Source organism: Streptomyces sp. NPDC006193, from assembly GCF_040613915.1.
In the GTDB taxonomy this organism is placed as follows: Bacteria; Actinomycetota; Actinomycetes; order Streptomycetales; family Streptomycetaceae; genus Streptomyces.
Genome location: NZ_JBEXTB010000008.1, coordinates 1 through 16,468, shown reverse-complemented (window position 1 = coordinate 16,468; position 16,468 = coordinate 1). Strand labels below are relative to the sequence as shown.

The 16,468-nt window shown below is 74.1% G+C and carries 16 protein-coding genes; 8 read left to right on the top strand and 8 right to left on the bottom strand.

What is annotated here, in order from left to right; translation table 11 throughout:
- Positions 1-29: 29 nt before the first annotated feature.
- On the top strand, positions 30-905 hold the full coding sequence (locus tag ABZ261_RS10960) for a helix-turn-helix transcriptional regulator (RefSeq protein ID WP_356857606.1): 876 nt from the start codon (positions 30-32) through the stop codon (positions 903-905).
- A gap of 117 nt (positions 906-1,022) precedes the next feature.
- On the top strand, positions 1,023-1,661 hold the full coding sequence (locus tag ABZ261_RS10955) for an HD domain-containing protein (RefSeq protein WP_356857604.1): 639 nt from the start codon (positions 1,023-1,025) through the stop codon (positions 1,659-1,661).
- 161 nt (positions 1,662-1,822) lie between these two features.
- On the opposite strand, the gene ABZ261_RS10950 is transcribed toward ABZ261_RS10955, so the two are convergent.
- Positions 1,823-2,209 carry a hypothetical protein gene (locus ABZ261_RS10950; protein WP_356857602.1) on the bottom strand — a complete coding sequence of 129 codons (387 nt, stop codon included), beginning with the start codon at positions 2,207-2,209 and terminating at the stop codon, positions 1,823-1,825.
- A gap of 507 nt (positions 2,210-2,716) precedes the next feature.
- Here ABZ261_RS10950 and ABZ261_RS10945 point away from each other — a divergent pair.
- Together ABZ261_RS10945 and ABZ261_RS10940 are read left to right on the top strand one after the other, a co-directional pair.
- Positions 2,717-3,439: a helix-turn-helix domain-containing protein gene (locus ABZ261_RS10945; protein WP_356857600.1), complete on the top strand. Its 723-nt coding sequence runs from the start codon at positions 2,717-2,719 to the stop codon at positions 3,437-3,439.
- A 27-nt stretch (positions 3,440-3,466) separates the two neighbouring features.
- A complete protein-coding gene (locus ABZ261_RS10940; protein WP_356857598.1) occupies positions 3,467-4,381 on the top strand; it encodes a helix-turn-helix domain-containing protein in 915 nt (304 codons plus the stop codon).
- A gap of 15 nt (positions 4,382-4,396) precedes the next feature.
- On the opposite strand, the gene ABZ261_RS10935 is transcribed toward ABZ261_RS10940, so the two are convergent.
- Positions 4,397-5,437 carry a vWA domain-containing protein gene (locus ABZ261_RS10935; RefSeq protein WP_356857596.1) on the bottom strand — a complete coding sequence of 347 codons (1,041 nt, stop codon included), beginning with the start codon at positions 5,435-5,437 and terminating at the stop codon, positions 4,397-4,399.
- Between the two features lie 424 nt (positions 5,438-5,861).
- Between ABZ261_RS10935 and ABZ261_RS10930 the strand changes: the two genes are divergently transcribed.
- Positions 5,862-6,824, top strand: a complete 963-nt coding sequence (locus ABZ261_RS10930) for an alpha/beta hydrolase (RefSeq protein WP_356857594.1) — start codon at positions 5,862-5,864, stop codon at positions 6,822-6,824.
- Between the two features lie 297 nt (positions 6,825-7,121).
- On the opposite strand, the gene ABZ261_RS10925 is transcribed toward ABZ261_RS10930, so the two are convergent.
- A complete protein-coding gene (locus tag ABZ261_RS10925) occupies positions 7,122-8,054 on the bottom strand; it encodes an alpha/beta hydrolase (protein WP_356857592.1) in 933 nt (310 codons plus the stop codon).
- Between ABZ261_RS10925 and ABZ261_RS10920 the strand changes: the two genes are divergently transcribed.
- A complete protein-coding gene (locus ABZ261_RS10920; RefSeq protein ID WP_356857590.1) occupies positions 8,049-9,041 on the top strand; it encodes a MerR family transcriptional regulator in 993 nt (330 codons plus the stop codon). The genes ABZ261_RS10925 and ABZ261_RS10920 overlap by 6 nt on opposite strands.
- 135 nt (positions 9,042-9,176) lie before the next feature.
- Here the strand turns inward: ABZ261_RS10920 and ABZ261_RS10915 are convergent, their stop codons facing one another.
- Positions 9,177-9,920: a VOC family protein gene (locus ABZ261_RS10915; RefSeq protein ID WP_356857588.1), complete on the bottom strand. Its 744-nt coding sequence runs from the start codon at positions 9,918-9,920 to the stop codon at positions 9,177-9,179.
- Positions 9,921-10,125: 205 nt separating this feature from the next.
- Positions 10,126-10,503, bottom strand: coding sequence for an STAS domain-containing protein (locus ABZ261_RS10910; protein WP_356857586.1), 378 nt, complete (start codon positions 10,501-10,503; stop codon positions 10,126-10,128).
- A 395-nt stretch (positions 10,504-10,898) separates the two neighbouring features.
- Here ABZ261_RS10910 and ABZ261_RS10905 point away from each other — a divergent pair, with 395 nt between their 5' ends.
- Positions 10,899-11,543: a dihydrofolate reductase family protein gene (locus ABZ261_RS10905; RefSeq protein ID WP_356857584.1), complete on the top strand. Its 645-nt coding sequence runs from the start codon at positions 10,899-10,901 to the stop codon at positions 11,541-11,543.
- A gap of 115 nt (positions 11,544-11,658) precedes the next feature.
- Here the strand turns inward: ABZ261_RS10905 and ABZ261_RS10900 are convergent, their stop codons facing one another.
- Complete coding sequence (locus ABZ261_RS10900; RefSeq protein WP_356857582.1) at positions 11,659-12,837, bottom strand: Cmx/CmrA family chloramphenicol efflux MFS transporter; 1,179 nt, start codon at positions 12,835-12,837, stop codon at positions 11,659-11,661.
- 378 nt (positions 12,838-13,215) lie between these two features.
- Positions 13,216-14,706 (bottom strand): MFS transporter, encoded by a 1,491-nt coding sequence (locus tag ABZ261_RS10895; protein WP_356857580.1) that lies wholly within the window; start codon positions 14,704-14,706, stop codon positions 13,216-13,218.
- 126 nt (positions 14,707-14,832) lie between these two features.
- On the opposite strand from ABZ261_RS10895, the gene ABZ261_RS10890 reads away from it, so the two are divergent.
- Positions 14,833-15,828 carry an Lrp/AsnC family transcriptional regulator gene (locus ABZ261_RS10890; RefSeq protein WP_356857578.1) on the top strand — a complete coding sequence of 332 codons (996 nt, stop codon included), beginning with the start codon at positions 14,833-14,835 and terminating at the stop codon, positions 15,826-15,828.
- A 58-nt stretch (positions 15,829-15,886) separates the two neighbouring features.
- Here the strand turns inward: ABZ261_RS10890 and ABZ261_RS10885 are convergent, their stop codons facing one another.
- The gene (locus ABZ261_RS10885) at positions 15,887-16,264 is read right to left on the bottom strand and encodes an antibiotic biosynthesis monooxygenase (RefSeq protein WP_356857576.1); all 378 of its coding nucleotides are present in this window, start codon (positions 16,262-16,264) and stop codon (positions 15,887-15,889) included.
- Positions 16,265-16,468: the final 204 nt, after the last annotated feature.

Below are 16,468 nucleotides of genomic sequence, written 5' to 3'. Positions count from 1 at the left end.
CTGTCGCACTTCCGATAATCTGCCGATCAATGAAGAAGATCCGCCACGAGCCGGTGGCGCCGACCAGCGCCCGCCGGCTCGCCCCCGGCACAGGGATCGGCGCCCACCGGCACGACGACCACCAGATCGTCTACGCGGCCCGGGGCGTGCTTGCGGTCACCACCGGCGCCGGCTCGTGGACGGCCCCGGCCACCCGGGCGATCTGGGTGCCGGCCGGCACCGTGCACTCCCACCGGGCCCACGGCGAGATCGAACTGCATCTGGTCGGCCTGCCCGCGGACACCAACCCGCTCGGCCTCGACGAGCCCACCGTGCTGACCGTCGGCCCCCTGCTGCGGGAACTGATCATCGCCTGCACCCGCGACCCGGCTGACGACAGTCCGGAACACCGGCGCCTGCGTGCCGTCCTGTGCGACCGGCTGCGCGTCTCCCCCCAGCAGCCGCTGTACGTGCCGGCGCCCACCGCACCCCTGCTCGAGGCGCTGTGCGCGATCCTGCACGCCGATCCGGCCGACAACCGCACCCTGGCGGCCCTGGGCAGGCAGGTCGGCGCCAGCGACCGCACACTGTCACGGCTGTTCCGGGCCGATCTCGGCATGACGTTCCCGCAGTGGCGCACCCAACTGCGCCTCTCCCACGCCCTGGTGCTGCTCGCCGAGGGCACGCCGGTGACGGTGGTGGCGCACCGGTGCGGCTGGTCCTCGGCCAGCGCCTTCATCGACGTCTTCCGCCGCGCCTTCGGCCACACCCCGGGCCGCGCCGCGGACACGGCGCGCACGGCGGGACGGCACGGGCGGCGGCCGGCCGCCGGCCGGCGGGCCGGTGCCGCGTCGCGCTCCGGGACGGCCGGGCCGGACGGAAGGAGCCGCCCGCGCACCTTCGCCGACGGCCCTGTGGAACCGTGACGCCCGGCGCCGGCCATGACCGTGATCGGCGTGTCGGCCGTCCGGTGGCGGACGCGGGAGAGGCGTCCGGCGGAGGCTGGAGGCACCGAGGCACACGACGCCCCCAGGGAGGCCACCATGACCGAGGAGATCGCCGGTGTCGGGATCCCCGACAGCAGACTCGCCCAGGACGCCACCGAGCTGATCCGGGACACCACCCCGCCGCTGATCTTTCATCACTCCCGGCGGGTCTACCTCTTCGGCAGCCTCCAGGCGCGGGCCCTCGGCATCCAGCCCGACCCGGAGCTGCTGTACGTGGCGGCGCTCTTCCACGACACCGGACTGGTGCCGCCCTACCGCGGCGACGACCAGCGGTTCGAGATGGACGGCGCCGACCAGGCGCGCGCGTTCCTGCTCGGCCACGACGTCCCGGCCGGCGACGCCGACACGGTGTGGACGGCCATCGCCCTGCACACCACCCCCGAGGTGCCGTACCGGCTGGCTCCCGAGATCGCCGCCACCACCGCGGGCGTGGAGACCGACGTCCTCGGCCTGAACCTGGCGAACGTCACCCGCGCCGAGATCGACGAGGTCACCGCGGCGCACCCCCGTCCCGGCTTCAAGCGGCAGATCCTGCAGGCGTTCACGGACGGTTTCGGACACCGCCCCGAGACCACCTTCGGCACGGTGAACGCGGACGTGCTGGAACACTTCCTCCCCGGCTTCCGCCGCACCGACTTCGTCGAGGTGATCCAGAACTCCGCTTGGCCCGAGTAGGCCGCGCCGGGGCCGCCACGAGCACCGGGCGGTGTCCCGGCCGGCCGTGACAGGCACCGGGGGAGTCCGGGCGGGCCCGGGACCACCGCGGCGACCGGGGCCGGCGGGGCGGCCGGACGGCGCCGCACCGGCCCCGTGATCCCCCCGTGCGGGACCGCCCGTCAGCGCAGGTCCACCCAGGCGTGCTCGTAGCCGTCCTGGGGGTTGCAGCTCATCGACGACTTCTGGCCGGGTTTGCGCCACGGTCCCCACCGCGTGTACTTGACCAGGGGGTTGCGATGGCTGGTGCAGGTGGCACGCGCACGGTGCCTGCGCCAGGAGGGCTGTCCGGAGCAGTACGTGTGCACGCCCAAGCGGATGTAGCCGTGGCGGTAGATCCTGCACGGGGGACGGGGAGCGAGCCGGGCCGTCCCGGACGCCGCCGGAGCGGCTTCCTGAGCCGTGGCGCCGGCGTGGGCGGGCGCTGCGACGCTGACCCCGCCGAGCATGGCGACCGCCATGGCGGCGGCTGCGGCACCGCGCCGCACGGTCATCCTGCGTGCCTTCATTTCCGTCTTCCTTCCACGCTCGTCGATTCCCTGCCGGGCCCCTGCGGGCCGCCGGTGAACAGCGCTGCACCGTTGGCCCCCGGGGGGGAGAGGGACAGCGAGCCGATGTGATCCGGTGATGCGGTGGCACACCCGAGAGGCGGAGAACCGGGGAAGGCGACGAGACGGGCGGCGGACCGCTCGCCGCGTGCGTTCCCGGGCCTGGCGCCTGGTGCCGGCAGGAGCGTGCCGGATGCGCGGGGCACGCTGCCACCCGTGCCGAGCAGCGTGGGACGTCTCGGGACCTCCCACCCGGTGACCTGCGCAGACGCGGCGGTGGGAAAGGGTTCACGGGACATGCGCGGTCCCCTCGGGCCGGCTGCCGGCATGACCGGAACCGAGCACACGAAAGAAGCAGGAGAAGGAAAACGCACCATCCGCGCGGCCGGACGAGTCCACACTGACGACAGGTCAAGGCCGTGCGGTGTTCCGCAGCCGCCGGGGGACCAGGTGGCCGCAGGAGGCTTGGTGAGGTGGAAGACGCTGCCCCAGTCCATGGACGCGCCTGCGCGGCAGCTCGTGGTGGAGCTGCGGCGGCTGAAGGATCACAGTGGGCTGAGCCTGGAGTCGCTCCGGGCCAAGATCCCGTTCAGCAGGTCCTCGTGGGAGCGGTACCTCAACGGGAAGGCGCTGCCGCCCCGGACCGCGGTCGAAGCGCTCGCCCGGATGACCGGTGCGGACGCCGCCCCGCTGCTGGCGCTGCGGGACGCCGCCGCGAGGACGTGGACCGCCGCCGCGGCGACGCCGACAGGGCGCCTCCCGGCACCGGAGGGAAGTCAGCGGCCGCCGCAGGTCCGGGCGGCGGCGCTGGCCGTCGCGGCCGGTGCGCTGCTGCTTTCCGCGACCGCCTCGGCACTGCTGATCACCGACCCCTGGCGGGAGCCCGCGACCGGTGCGACGGGCGTGGCCGGGGTGGGGAAGTACACGTGCAGGTACGCCCGTCACGGCGACCGGCTGTTCGCCGGGAACAGCGGCACCTCGTCCCGCCTGGTCGTGCGCAACTCGACCGGCCCCGACGCCGCGGAAGTGCAGTGCCTGCTCCTACGTCACAGGCTGTCACCCGGTGACGTGGACGGGTACTTCGGCGAGCGCACGGAGACGGAGGTCAGACGGCTGCAGCGGCTGAACCACGTGCCTGCCGACGGGATGGTCGGCGAGCAGACATGGGCGTTGCTCCGTCATGTGGAATAGAAGACGATGCGGATGAGGACCGGGACAATGGCGTACTCCGCGGCTCGCTGGCGCGAACTGTCTCCAGAACTGCCCGCCGCCTGCTCACGTCTCGTCGCCGACCTGCGCGACCTGAAGGACGCGAGCGGCCTCACTCTCACCGAACTCGCGCGGGCGACGGCCATCAGCAAGTCGTCCTGGGAGCGGTATCTCAACGGCAAGCAGTTCCCGCCCCGGCACGCCGTCCAGGCCCTGTGCAGGACAGCACGCCGCGGCGAGGGCCCGCTGCTGGCGCAGTGGGCGCTGGCGGACGCGGCCTGGAGCGGACGCGGGCGCACCGGCTCCTCCGCGAGGCCCTCCGGAGACCGCACGGCACCCGCCTCCGGTACCGGTCCCGCCGTACTCGGCAGCCCGTCCCCGCCCCCGCCCCCGCCGACGCCGGTCAGCCGCGCGCGCCGAGCGCTGCTCGCGGCGTCCGCCCTGATCGACGAGCGGCCCGTGGGCACGGCGGCCGGGGTCCTGCTGCTGTGCGCGGCGATGGTGGTGCCCGCCGCCCTCGTCCACGCGTCCCGATCCACCGCCGCACGGCCGGCCGCCCGCCCGCCCGTATGCCGGCTGCAGTCGTGTGAAGGGCGCAACCCGCGCACGACGGCGTGCGAGGATCCGGTCACCACGGCCTCCCACACGGCCGCCGACGGCACCCGGCTGGAGATCCGGCTCAGCCCGAGCTGCAGGGCCGGATGGGTCCGGGCCCGGCCCACGCACCCCGGCTTCCGCATCGAGATCACCGGCCCTGGCGGACACCCCCAGAGCGTCGTCGGGACCGCGCGGCCGGCCGGCGGCGAAGCGACGATGACGGCGATGACGACGATGATCGCCGCCCCCCGGCCCGAGAAGCTGCGCGTCTGCTACCACCCGTCCCTCGGGCATCCCGGAAGGGAGTGCTTCACCGGCACCGGCTGACAGTGCCACGAGCCGTCAGTTCATGAGCAGCAGCCGCGTGTTGGGCACGAGCTTGCGGTTCACGCTGGTGCTCTGCACGAAGATCGTGAAGTCGTCGTTGTGGTCCGGCTTGACGCGGACCTCCACGTCCGGCAGGCCGAGCAGAGCCCGGGCCTCGGGCCCCGTGTACACCTTGTCCGTCTTCTTCTCCAGCACCGCGATCCGCTTCCGCGCCTGGATCTTCTCCGACTTGCTCAGCTGGTAGAACGCACCGCCGGTACGGTAGGTGTGCCCGCACTCGACGACCCAGTCCCGGATCGCGACGTCACGAGCCACCGGGATCAGCTGGTACTCCGACGGGTCCACCGGGGTGAGGCCGGCCGCCTTGATGGTGTCCTCGTTGACCGCCTCCGCACCGATGGAGAACACCGCCCGCGATCCCCGGATCCCCTTGCTGCGCCCCACCATGAACTTCTCGGTGGCCTGCTGGATGACCTGCCCGGCCTCTTCCAGGCCCCGGGTGCTCGTGGCGTCCCAGATGGCGATGTTGTCCTGCGGGAAACCGCACTGCATGGCCTCGCGCTTGCCCATCTGGTCGGGCACGAGGACGGCCAGCGTCCAGTTGTCGTCCTGTATCTCGATCATGTCCGCCACGGCCTCCACCAGTTCCCGCGGATTCCTGGCCGGGGCGTCCGGGCAGCGGTGACTCGCGTTCTCCTGCCCGTCGGTGAGCACGAACGTCAGGAAACTGTGGTCGCCGTACAGTTGCGCCGTCTGCGCCAGCTCCCGCTGCGACTTCAGCGCGGCCGCCAGCAGGGCCGTCATGCCACCCACCCGGTAGAGCTGCTTCAGCGACGGCATGCGCAGCACGTCCTTGTCGTAGATGACGCACTCCACCTTGTCCGCGAAGACGTACACCGTCACGCGGGTCTCCTGGTCCAGCTCCCTCGATCGGCGGGCCAGGTAGGCGATCTGCTGGTCGGCGACTTCGACGACCTTGCGGCTCAGGTGCGACATGGACGAACTGGCGTCCAGGACGAGAGCGACGTGGTTGATGTAGTTCTGGGTTCCGGACATGACGGCTTCACCCACCCCTCTTGCGGAATCGATGGTCCTACCGTCTCACCCACCACTGACAATCGATCATGGTTGCCGGAGACCGGTCACCGCACCGGCGGCCGACCGCGGTTCGCCGCCCCGGGTGTGACCGGGCCGCCGGCCGTCGCACACGCCCGGCTGCCCGGCTGCACGGCTGCCCGGCCGCCACCGCACCGCCTGCCCGCCCTGGCCGCGACGAGGCGGCGCAGGGACGGGTGTGACCAGCGGGATGTCACAACAGCCCAGGTGGCCGGGGCGGCGCAACCCCGGCAGCCCCAGGGCACGCGGTGTCGGCAGCAACACCGGTGATCATCGTGGCAGCCGGATCGAACGCAGGGTCACCCGAGCGAAGGATGGTGCGTGTCCACCCACCAGCACCCACGGCTCCCGAGGATGACCTCCGATGAAGAACTCCCCGCGCCGCCGGCGCGCGCGCCTGGCGCTGCCGGCGACGCTCCTGCTGGCCGTCACTGCCGGGACGCTCACGGCCTGCGGCGGTGCCGCTTCCGCCCCGGCGCGCTCCGCCTCCGCCGCCTCCGCGGCCTCCGTGGCGTCGGCCTCGTCGCCCGCAGCCCCGCCTCCGCCGGCCTCACACCGGCCGGCCGGCTCGACGCTGCACATGATCGACAACGGCGGTCACCGCCTGGCCTTCCACGTCACCCCCGGTCGCCTCCCCGCCATCGTCCTGGACGCGGGCGGCGGACTGGACTCCTCCTACTGGAAGGACCTGGTGCCGAAGCTCGCGGCGGCCACCGGCTCCGAGATCATCACCTACGACCGGGCCGGGCTCGGTGACAGCGACGCCGTGCCCGGCCCCTGGAACGTGCAGAGCGCCGTCGGCGATCTGCGGACCGGTCTGCGGGAACTCGGCGTCACCCACGACGTGATCCTGGTGGCGCACTCCCAGGCGGGCGAGATAGCGACCTACTTCACCCGCGCCGACCCCCGGCTGGTCTCCGGTGCGGTACTCGTCGACGCGAGCCTGCCGGAGCTGTACACCGACGAGGAGATCGCCCGTCTCGTCGCCGCGAGCGAGCCGCAGGTCGAGGCGGCGAAGAAGAATCCGTCCACCAAGAAGAACCGCCAACTGATCGCCACCGCCGAGAGTTTCGTCCCGCTGCACCGGGCGTACCACCGGGCTTCCTGGCCCGACGGAGTCCCCGCCACCGTCATCGTGTCGGAGAAGACCCCCTTCGAGGGGTCGCCCAAGGACGCCCGGCGCTGGCGCGAGGCTGCCGCCGCGTTCGTGAAGGCCGGCCCCGAGCGGACGCTCGTCACCGCAGACGGCAGCTCGCACGACATCCCGGTCGACCGCCCCGGCCTCGTCCTCGGCGAGATCGAGAAGATGGCAGCCGCGCGCGGGTGAAGCGTGCCGCCCGGCACGCAGGCCGCGCCACTGTCCGCCGCACGGCCTCTCGCAGGTCGTCGGCGTACCGGCGAGCCGCCGGCCCTCCCGCCGGCCGAGGGGCTGCGCACCGGGTGGGAGGACGTGCACCACAAGACCCGGCGGCGTGCCCGCCCCGGCGGGCCGAGAAGCCGGATCTCCGGGGCCATGGGATTCGGAGGGCTGAAGATCTGCCACGCGCGGCGTTGAGGTCCCGTCCGCCACGGGGACGGCCCTTCCGCCTGCCGTCCCCCCGGCCTCGGACCAGGCCACCAGGTGCTAGCCGGTTCGCAGCGTCGCCGACCCCGGCTCCCCGGTCAGGTGGGCCACCACCGAACGCACCGCGTGGCGCAGGGCCGGACGGACCTCCTCGGGGGCGTCGAGGGTCTCGAAGCCGTGGCGGCCGTTCGGGACGTCGATCAGTTCCAGGTGCGCTCCGCCGTCCTCGGCCGCGGTCACGAACGCCTCCACGGTGGCGGCGATCTCGGGTGACTCCCGCCCTGCACGCAGGAGGACGACGGGCAGGGAGCCCGCGTGCGCGACGGCCCCGACCGGGTGGAACCGGCTGCCGGTCAGCCCCCAGTTGGGCAGCGGCGCCAGGATCGGGTAGGAGGCGGCCAGGCAGCGCAGCCAGGCCGGGGGCTCGGTCAGCCAGTCCGCGGCCAGCAGCCCGCCGGCGGAGAAGAACCACAGGGCGATCCGGCCGGCGTCCACGCGGGGGTCGGAGCGCACCAGCTCCACCGCGGCGGTGACGTCCGCGGCGGCGCGCTCGTAGTCGGCGACGTCGTGCAGCCGGTGGTCGAGCGTCACGCCGATCACGCCCTCGGCGGCGGCCAGGCGGGCGTACCCCACCAGGGTCGGCCAGTCGCGCGGCTTCGGCCGGGCCCCGGCGGGCACCGGACCGCCGTGCACGAAGATCACGGCCGGTCGCGGGCCCGCGGCGTCGGGGACGTACAGGTCGACATGTCCCCTCCTGTCCCGGGGGAGTTCGGGCACGTCGAGCGGGAACGGGCGCAGGTGGGCGGGCGGTGCGCCGTCCCTGGCCGGCCGCAGGCGGCGTCCCTCGCCGGCCGCGGCCCGCAGCAGGACGTCCGCCAGTTCGGCGGGCTGGGACAGCATCGGCCAGTGTCCGGTGGGCAGTTCGAAGAAGGTCACCCGCGGGTTCGTCAGCGCCGCCGCCGCGGGGTCGCCGAGGTCGACGAGCCGTTGCACCAGGTCGACGCTGACGCCGTTACGGGTGCACAGCACCCCGGTGGTGGGCACCGCCGCGGCCGCTCCGGTCAGCCGCAGCGGCTGGAGCAGGGTGCCCAGCGGCTGCGGAGCGGCCAGGGCGGTGAGCCGGTCCAGTGCCGCGTCGCAGACGTCGGCGGTACTGCCCCAGCGCTGCCACTCGGCGGCCCCGAGGCGCTGGAGCGGCTGCGGCTGATCCGCTCCCTGCGCGCCCTCGACCTGCCGCTGCCCGAGGTGCGCCGGGTCCTCGCGGACGAGGGCGCGGCGGGCCGTGCGCTGGAGGACGCCGTCGCTGGCCGCCTGCGCGATCTGGGCGGTGAACTGAAGGCGTTGCGCTGGCGGCAGGCCGCGCTGCGGCTGGTGCGGGAGTGCCCTGCCGGGGAACGGGCGGACCGGCTGCGGCTGATCGGCGCGGTGAGCATCCCGCCGAGCACGGCGCCGCTGGCCCGGTTCTGGCGTGCCTGGCTGCCGCCGCGGATGCCGGCCCGGGCGGTGTCGGCGTTCCTGGAGGCGGCCGTTCCGCAGCTGCCCGACGAGCCGGACCCGGCGCAGGTGCTCGCGTTCGCCCGGCTGCACGCCATGACGACGGCTCCCTGTCCGGCCGGCCGGCAGCCCCAGCCGGAGGTGCACCGGATGGCCGGCGCCCGCGGGGCGGCCGCACTGTACGCGGGCCTTGCCGAGGCGTACGAGCTCGCGGGCCCGCAACTGCGCGGGGCACGGGATCCGCACCCGGGCGAGGCACTGGACGCCTATGTGGCGGCGTACGCGGGCGCCTACGGCAGCCGGGACACACGGCAGTTCCGCCGCCTGCTGGCCGCGCGGCTCGCGGCCGGGCCGCGTCTGGACCGGTACTGGGAGCTGACGGCCGTGGTGCTCACGCCGCCGGGCGGCCGGCCGGAGCCGACCCCGGGTTCCGCGGACGACTGGCTGCGCGCGGCACTGGAGCGGGACGACACCGACGCGACGTAGCCGACGCGAGGGCCCGCGACGTGGTGGGCCGGGGCCGGCTGCGACTGTCCCCGTCGGCGCCGGTCGGCGCGGGACTCGTCGGTGCGTGCGGCGGCGAGCCGGACGGTCCCGGCGGAGCGGACGGGAGGACCCGCCTCAGGCCGGGCCGAGGACGCAGAACTCGTTGCCCTCCGGGTCGGCCAGGACCTTCCACGGGAAGTCGCCCCGGCCGGCGCCGGCGGCCGTCGCGCCGAGGGCTTCGAGCCGGGCCACCCCCGCCGCTTGCCCGTCGCGGTCGAAGGGGTAGGGCGCCAGGTCGAGGTGGGCGCGGTGCCGCGTCTCCTTCAGGTGGGGCGTGCGGACGAACTCCAGATACGGGCCGACGCCCGCGGCGGAGCGCAGCCGCGCACGATCGTCGCTCACCTCGTGCAGGGTCCAGTCCACCGCCTCGCCCCAGAACCGTGCCATGGCCCGCGGGTCCGCGCAGTCGACCACCACGGCGGCGATCGGCCCGGTGTCCCGGTAGACCTCCTGAGGCCGCAGGACGCAGAACACGTTGCCCTCCGGGTCGGCCAGCACCGTCCGCCGGAGGCCGTCCTGGCCTCCCTCGACGGGTGTCGCGCCGAGTTCCTTCAGGCGCGCGACCAACTCCGCGTGACGCGCCTCGGAGGCGGTGGCGAGTTCGATGTGCGCGCGGTACTCCACCGTGCCCGGGTCCGGGACGGCGATGACGTCGACGCGGACGGCGGCGGGGTCCGGCCAGGCGGCGCCCACGGGCCTGACGCTGGTCGCACCGGGTTCCTCGCCGACAGCACGCCGGCCGAGCGCCTCCGCCCAGAACCGGCCCGACGCCGAGTCGTCCCGGACTTTGATGTTCACCGAAAACAGCCGCAGCGTCATGCGGGCAACCGTATACGGGTGGGACGAACCGACGGTCAGGGTTCTTCCATCGGACGAGGGGCCGTGTCGTCGATCACGGCTTCCCGTCGCGCGGGGCCGAGCCGGGGCCGCGCGGGGCCGGACCGGGGCGAGGGGCACGCCCGGACGCCGCGCCAGGTGTCCGGCACGTTCCCCGCACCGGGAGCCCCGCCCGGCGTGTGCGGGATCAGGGAGTCAGGGCCTCGTGGAGGGTGGGGCGGCAGGCGATGACGTCGTCGACGCCGACGAGCTGCAGCACCCGGTGGACGGAGTCGGTGGGCGCGGCCAGGCGGAGCCAGCCGCCGGCGTCGGTGACGGCCTGGTAGGCGTTGATGAGGATGTTGATGCCGCTGGAGTCCATGAAGGTGACCCGGCTCATGTCGATCACGATGCGGGGCCGGGCGGCGTCGGTGACGTCCAGGGCGTGGCGCAGCCGGTCGCCGGTGTGGTGGTCGATCTCCCCGGCCAGTGTCAGCACGCGGATGCCGTCCGTGGCGGTGGCCACGACCGACAGCCCGCCGGCCTGTTCGGCTTGCCCGGTGTCCGTCATTCGTCCCTCAGCCATTCGGTGATACTCGCACACCGACACCCTCGGCCTGAAGTGCCGCCCTGAACGGCACGGGCGAGGCCGCTGCGCCGGCGGGGGAGCCGGTACCGGCGCGGGGAGCGTGTACGGCACGGGCGCGGCTGCACCCGGAGCGAGGGTTGTTGTGGAACTGTCCTGATATGAGGCGTCTCGTATCCCGGACAGCAGGACCAGTCGCTCGTGGCGGGGCGGGCGGCGCCGCGCCGGCGGTCAGGCGCGGGGCACGCCGGCGGTCCGGGCGGCTCGAAGCTCGTGCGGAACCTCACAGATCCGGACTCTGATCGGCCCGCTTCCTGGCCGGTCATGGACGAAGCGATGACTTCTCCCGGCCCGGAGAGTCTCACCACCGTCATCCGACAACACGGGAGGAACACGTGACTCAGCTCTTGAGGGTCCAGAACTTCAACGTCTCCAGTGACGGCATCGGCGCCGGTGAGGACCAGAGCCTCGAGCGACCGTTCGGTCTCGACCGTCCCGAGAGGCTGTTCGCCTGGGCCCGCGCCACGGCGAGCTGGCCCATGCGCACCGACCCCGGCGGCAGCCGGGGCCTCGACGACTACTTCACCCGGGACTACGCCCGCGACATCGGTGCCGAGATCATGGGCCGCAACAAGTTCGGGCCCCAGCGCGGGCCCTGGCAGGACCATGAGTGGCGCGGCTGGTGGGGGGACGAGCCCCCGTTCCATACTCCGGTGTTCGTCATGACCCACCATGCGCGTCCCTCGTTCACGCTCTCCGACACCACGTTCCACTTCGTCGCCGGCGACCCGGCCGCGGTCCTCGAGCAGGCGCGGGAAGCGGCGCAGGGCAAGGACGTCCGACTCGGCGGCGGGGTGAGGACCGTCCGGCAGTTCCTCGACGCCGGCCTCGTCGACACCATGCATGTGGCGGTCTCGCCGTTGGAATTCGGGTCCGGACTGCGGCTCTGGGAATCACCTGATGAGCTGCTGGACCGGTTCCACCTGGAGGTCGTGCCCAGCCCGAGCGGCGTGACCCACCACCTGTTCTGGCGGAGGTGACCAGTTCTCAGGGCCGCCCCGGCCGGCCGTTCCGCCTCCCGGGGCAGCTCTGATCCGGATCACCGCGGGCCGGTCGCGTCCACCGGGGACCGGCCCGGGCGGGCGGTCGCAGGTGTCACCGGAGCGCTTCGGCGCTTCGGTCAGCGGCGATCACGGTGCGGAGGGCGAACGCGATGAGCAGAGCGACGGCGACGAGGAGTCCGCTCGACCAGAACGGCCCGCGGTCCCCGACCGCGCTGCCGAGAGTGGCCGCGGCGACGAGCGGCCCCACCGCGGCGCCGGTGTTCAGAGCCGCGGTCGCGTAGGAGCCGGCCATGGTGGGGGCTCCCGCGGCCTCGTACAGGACCCGCGTGATCAGGGTGCTGCCCACCGCGAAGGACAGCGCGCCCTGCACGCACACGAGCAGGAGCAGAGCGACCGGCCGGTCGGCCAGCGCAGCCAGGGCCGGCCAGCCGATGAGCAGCAGCGGACCGCCGACCGCGAGGACCGCACCTGGGCGCTGGTCGGACAGCCGGCCGGCGACGGCGACCCCGGCGAAGGCGCCGGTGCCGAACAGCACCAGGACGACGGAGACCCACAGCTCACTCAGCCCGGCGGCGCCGGTCACGACGGGGGCGAGGAAGGTGAAGCCGGCGAAGGTCGCCGCGTTCACCAGTGCGCCGAGCAGCATGACCAGGAGCAGCCGCGGCCTGGTGAGCTGTGCGAGTTCCGAGCGCAGGGCGGGCCCGTCAGCCGCTTCCTGCCGCACACGGTGCGCCGGGACGCCCGCGAGGATGCCGACGGCCGCCGGCAGGCAGCAGGCGGCGACCGCCCAGAACGTGGCCCGCCAGCCCAGCAGCGTGCCCAGCGCCGACCCCGCGGGGACCCCGGCGATCGTGGCCGTCGTGGTGCCCGACAGCAGGACGGCGAGCGCGCGTCCCTTCTTGTCGGGGGAGACCAGCGCGGCGGCCGTGGTCAGGGCGACGGCGAGGAACCCGGCGTTCGCGAGCGCCGCGGCCACCCGGGACGCGAACAGGACCGGGAAGCTGGAGGTGGTGGCGCCCACGGCGTGAGCCGCCGAGAACACGAGGAGGGACCCGAGCAGGCTGGAGCGCCCGGGCCGGTTGCGGGCGAGCCCGGCCGTCAACGGGGCGCCGACGGTCATGCCGACCGCGAACGCCGTGGTGAGGGTGCCCGCCGTCCCGGCTGAGACGTCCAGGTCCGAGGCGATGCCCGGCAGGATGCCGGCGAGCATGAACTCCGAGGTGCCCATGGCGAAGACCGCCAGGGCGAGCAGGTACAGGGGAAAAGGCATCGAGTGGCTCCGAGGCGAGGAGAAGCACGAGAAGGACATCTCGTCACCGCGGTCAGCACCCGGGGGCGCGGCCGTCCGGCCGGAGAAGGCAGCGGAACGGAAGGACTGCGCACTAGTGGTTCAGGGGGCTGACGGCGTGACCGAAAGCCCCCACCTCGTCCGACTCAGGACTCGACACGGCCCGCACCCTATCCGACCGGTGCCCGTCGAGGCACCTCGTTTCCACAGTCACCGGGCTGCCACTACGTCCCGGCAGCGCGGCAGCTCCCGATGAGCGACAATCGGCGGCCCTGAAAGCCGGGAGCCGGTGCGGCGGTGCCGGCGCCGTGAGGCTGCGGCGGGAGCGCCCCGACGGAGTGACGGCCGGTGCGCGGGCGGTCAGCCCGCCTCGCCCCCGGTGCCACTGCCCGGCACGGCGGGCCGGGTCCGGCGCGCCGTCAGCACGGCGGTGGCCGCCGCAGTGGCGGCCAGCAGCGCGGCGGCCGCGCCGAGCGCGACCTCGGCCGCGCTGCGGCCGCCGTCGGCCGTGCCCAGGTAGATCCCGCCGATGAGGGCCGTGCCGAGGGTGCCGCCGAGTTGCTGGACGGCGTTGAGCAGTCCCGCCGCCGAGCCGGTCTCCTGCTCCCCGACGGCCCCCAGGGCGGTGGTGAAGAAAGGCGGCGTGAACAGCCCGGTGCCGAGCCCCGCCAGCGCGAGGGCGAGGGGGAGGCCCGACGGGTAGGCGCCGGGGGCGGCGATGCGGCAGGCCAGCGCCGCGGCGGCCAGACCGCCGGCGAGGGCGGCGATGCCGGCGTGCATGACGCGGGCGCCGTACCGGGGGACGAGCCGGCTTCCGGCGGCCCAGGAGGCGACGGCCAGTCCTGTGGACCAGGGCAGCAGGGTGAGTCCGGCGGTGAGCGGCCCGTCGTGCAGGCCCAGTTCGAGGTGGAGGACGACGGTGGTCATGACGCCGTTCACGACGGCGAAGAACAGCGTGGAGACGGCCAGCGCGGCGGGAAAGGCGCGGCCGCGCAGCAGACCGGGTTCGATCAGCGGGGCTCGGCCGCGGCGGGCGGTGCGACGCTGCTGGGCGACGAGCACCGTGAGGACGACGGCGCCGCCCGCCGCGGCCGCCCACGCGGCGGGCCCGGGGCGGCCGGTGGCGAGCGGGCCCACCAGCAGAGCGGTGCCGAGCATGGCCAGTGCGGTGCCGGCCGGGTCGAGGCGGGGCCGGACGGGGGCGCGGTCCTCGCGCAGCCGCGGCGCGGCGGCCAGGACGGCGGCGGCGAGGGGGAGGTTGACGAGGAAGACGGCGCGCCAGGAGGTGCCGAGCAGGTCGACGTGGGTGAGGACGCCGCCGAGGGCGGGGCCGGCGACGGCGGACAGTCCCATGACAGGGCCGATCATGCCGAGCGCCTTGGGGAGTTCGGCGCCGGTGAACATGGCGCGGATCAGCCCGAAGGTCTGCGGGATGATCGCCGCCGCTGCGGCGCCCTGCAGGACGCGCACAGTGATGAGGACGGCGGCGGTGGGAGCGAGCGCGCACGCCAGGGAGGCCGCGGCGAACGCGATGACCCCGGCACGGAAGACGCGCTTGCGGCCCCGGGCGTCGCCGAGACGGGCGCCGGTCAGCAGACCGAGAGCGAAGGCCAGGGTGTAGGAGGCGCTGAACCACGGGACGGTGGTGTCGGCTCCGCCGAGGTCGGTGTGGATGACGGGGGCGGCCACCTGGACGATCGTGGCGTCGAGAAGGTTCATCGCCTCGGCGGCGAGGAGCGCGGCGAGCGCGGTCCAACGCCATCGGTAGGGTGCGGACGTGCCGGTGGAGGCGGTACTACCCGCCGCGTCCGACGCGGTGGCGGCGCCGGGCGTGCCGTTGCTGCGCGACATGCGGTCTCTCCAGGGATGCGGGTGGTGGGGAAGCGGTGACCACCGTGCCCGCCGACCGGCGCGGGCTTCCATTTCTCCCCGGCGCAGAGGCGATTACTTCCATTTCGGTGGGCTAGTTTGCTCGTCATGCTCGTACTGGACGATCTGGACCGGGGGCTGATCCATGCCCTGCAAATAGACGCGCGAGCGCCGTTCACGCTCATCGCCGAGGTGCTCGGCTCCTCGACGCAGACCGTCGTGCGCCGCTACCGGCGCCTGTACGCGCAGGCCGGACTGCGCGTGGTGACGCTGCCCGCGCCGCGCAGTGCGGGCACCCACCAGTGGTTCGTGCGACTGACGGCCGCCACGCGCAACGCACATGACATAGCGTCGGCGCTGGCGCGCCGGCCGGACACCTCCTGGGTACGGCTGACGTCCGGCGGCACGGAGATCGTGGCGATCATCCACACGGCGCCGTCCGGACCGGACGCGCATGCGCTGCTCCTGCGTGACATCCCGCGCACAGCCGGGATCACCTCCGTCTCCGCGCACCAGCTCCTGCACACCTATCTCGGAGGACCGACCGTCTGGCGGGGGCGGGTGAACGTCCTGGACGAGGACCAGCAGGCCCGGCTGCGCGCCGAACGGGACCCGGCCGGCTCCGGCGAGGGCGCCCCGGGCGCCGACGAGGAGCCGTATGTGCTGACCGGCGCCGATCGGCTGCTGCTGCGCGCGTTGCGCGAGGACGCGCGGCTCAGCTACGCGGAACTGGCGGCGGCGACCGGGACGACGGCGTCGACGGCGGCCCGCAGGCTCGCCGTACTGCGGGCGCGCGGCGCCCTGTTCTTCGACGTGGACGTGGATCCCGCGCTGCTGGGCGTCACGGTGTCCGCGCTGCTGTGGATGCAGGTCGTGCCGGCGCACCTGGACACGGTGGCGACCGCGCTCGCGGACCACGAGGAACTGGCGGTGGTCGCCGCGACGACCGGCCCGACGAACCTGATCGCCCAGGCCCTGTGCCGGAACGCCGACGCGCTCCACGTCTACCTGACGCAGCGCGTGGCGTGGGAGGCGGTGACCCGTATCGAGACGGCCCCGGTGCTGCGCACCTACAAGGCGGCGGCCACCTTGCGCGCACACTGACGGCCGCCCCGGTCGTCCGCGGGCCGGACCGCCGCCGGCCGGCCGGGGCCGTCCCGGCTCACCCGCTCGCCGCCCCGCCGGCAGGCCCGCGTGTGAACCCGTGGCTCCGCTCCACCTTCGCCACATGCAGGGTATAGCTCTGGTACCACTGGGCCCGCCCGCGCTGCTGTGCCGCACGGTGCTCGGCGTTGGACCGCCATTCAGTGAGGGCGTCGGCGTCGCGGAAGTACCCGACGGTGATGCCCAGCCCGCCAGGAGTCTGCGCGTGGTCCATTCCCAGGAACCCCGGGACGTCCTTCACCAGCTGTTCCAAGCGTGCGTCGGTCTCGCTGTAGCCGCTCTGGTCCTGCGTCCGCACCGTGGTGAACACGGCCATGTAGTAGGGGGGTTCATGGGCCGCGACGGGTGCGACAGGCGCTGTGGGGAGTTCGCTCACAGCGCCACCGTAAGGCGGGCGGCGTCCGGTGATCCAGACGCGCGGCCGGAATGGCAGGACGCGGAACCGGCCGCCGGGGGGCTCGGCGGCCGTTCGAGCGCGGGCCGGGACGGCGCGCCGGACAGCGCGACGGCTCCTCGCCGGGTGGGGCGAGGAGCCGTTCGGGGTGGGGTGGCCGCGGGATCAGGCGTGGCGGTGGGAATG

Excerpts from the sequence above, each read along its gene's own strand:
- ABZ261_RS10960 (WP_356857606.1), top strand. The coding sequence starts at position 30 with ATGAAGAAGATCCGCCACGAGCCGGTGGCGCCGACCAGCGCCCGCCGG.
- ABZ261_RS10955 (WP_356857604.1), top strand. The coding sequence starts at position 1,023 with ATGACCGAGGAGATCGCCGGTGTCGGGATCCCCGACAGCAGACTCGCC.
- ABZ261_RS10950 (WP_356857602.1), bottom strand. The coding sequence starts at position 2,209 with ATGAAGGCACGCAGGATGACCGTGCGGCGCGGTGCCGCAGCCGCCGCC.
- ABZ261_RS10940 (WP_356857598.1), top strand. The coding sequence starts at position 3,467 with ATGGCGTACTCCGCGGCTCGCTGGCGCGAACTGTCTCCAGAACTGCCC.
- ABZ261_RS10935 (WP_356857596.1), bottom strand. The coding sequence starts at position 5,437 with ATGTCCGGAACCCAGAACTACATCAACCACGTCGCTCTCGTCCTGGAC.
- ABZ261_RS10930 (WP_356857594.1), top strand. The coding sequence starts at position 5,862 with ATGAAGAACTCCCCGCGCCGCCGGCGCGCGCGCCTGGCGCTGCCGGCG.
- ABZ261_RS10915 (WP_356857588.1), bottom strand. The coding sequence starts at position 9,920 with ATGACGCTGCGGCTGTTTTCGGTGAACATCAAAGTCCGGGACGACTCG.
- ABZ261_RS10910 (WP_356857586.1), bottom strand. The coding sequence starts at position 10,503 with ATGGCTGAGGGACGAATGACGGACACCGGGCAAGCCGAACAGGCCGGC.
- ABZ261_RS10900 (WP_356857582.1), bottom strand. The coding sequence starts at position 12,837 with ATGCCTTTTCCCCTGTACCTGCTCGCCCTGGCGGTCTTCGCCATGGGC.
- ABZ261_RS10895 (WP_356857580.1), bottom strand. The coding sequence starts at position 14,706 with ATGTCGCGCAGCAACGGCACGCCCGGCGCCGCCACCGCGTCGGACGCG.
- ABZ261_RS10890 (WP_356857578.1), top strand. The coding sequence starts at position 14,833 with ATGCTCGTACTGGACGATCTGGACCGGGGGCTGATCCATGCCCTGCAA.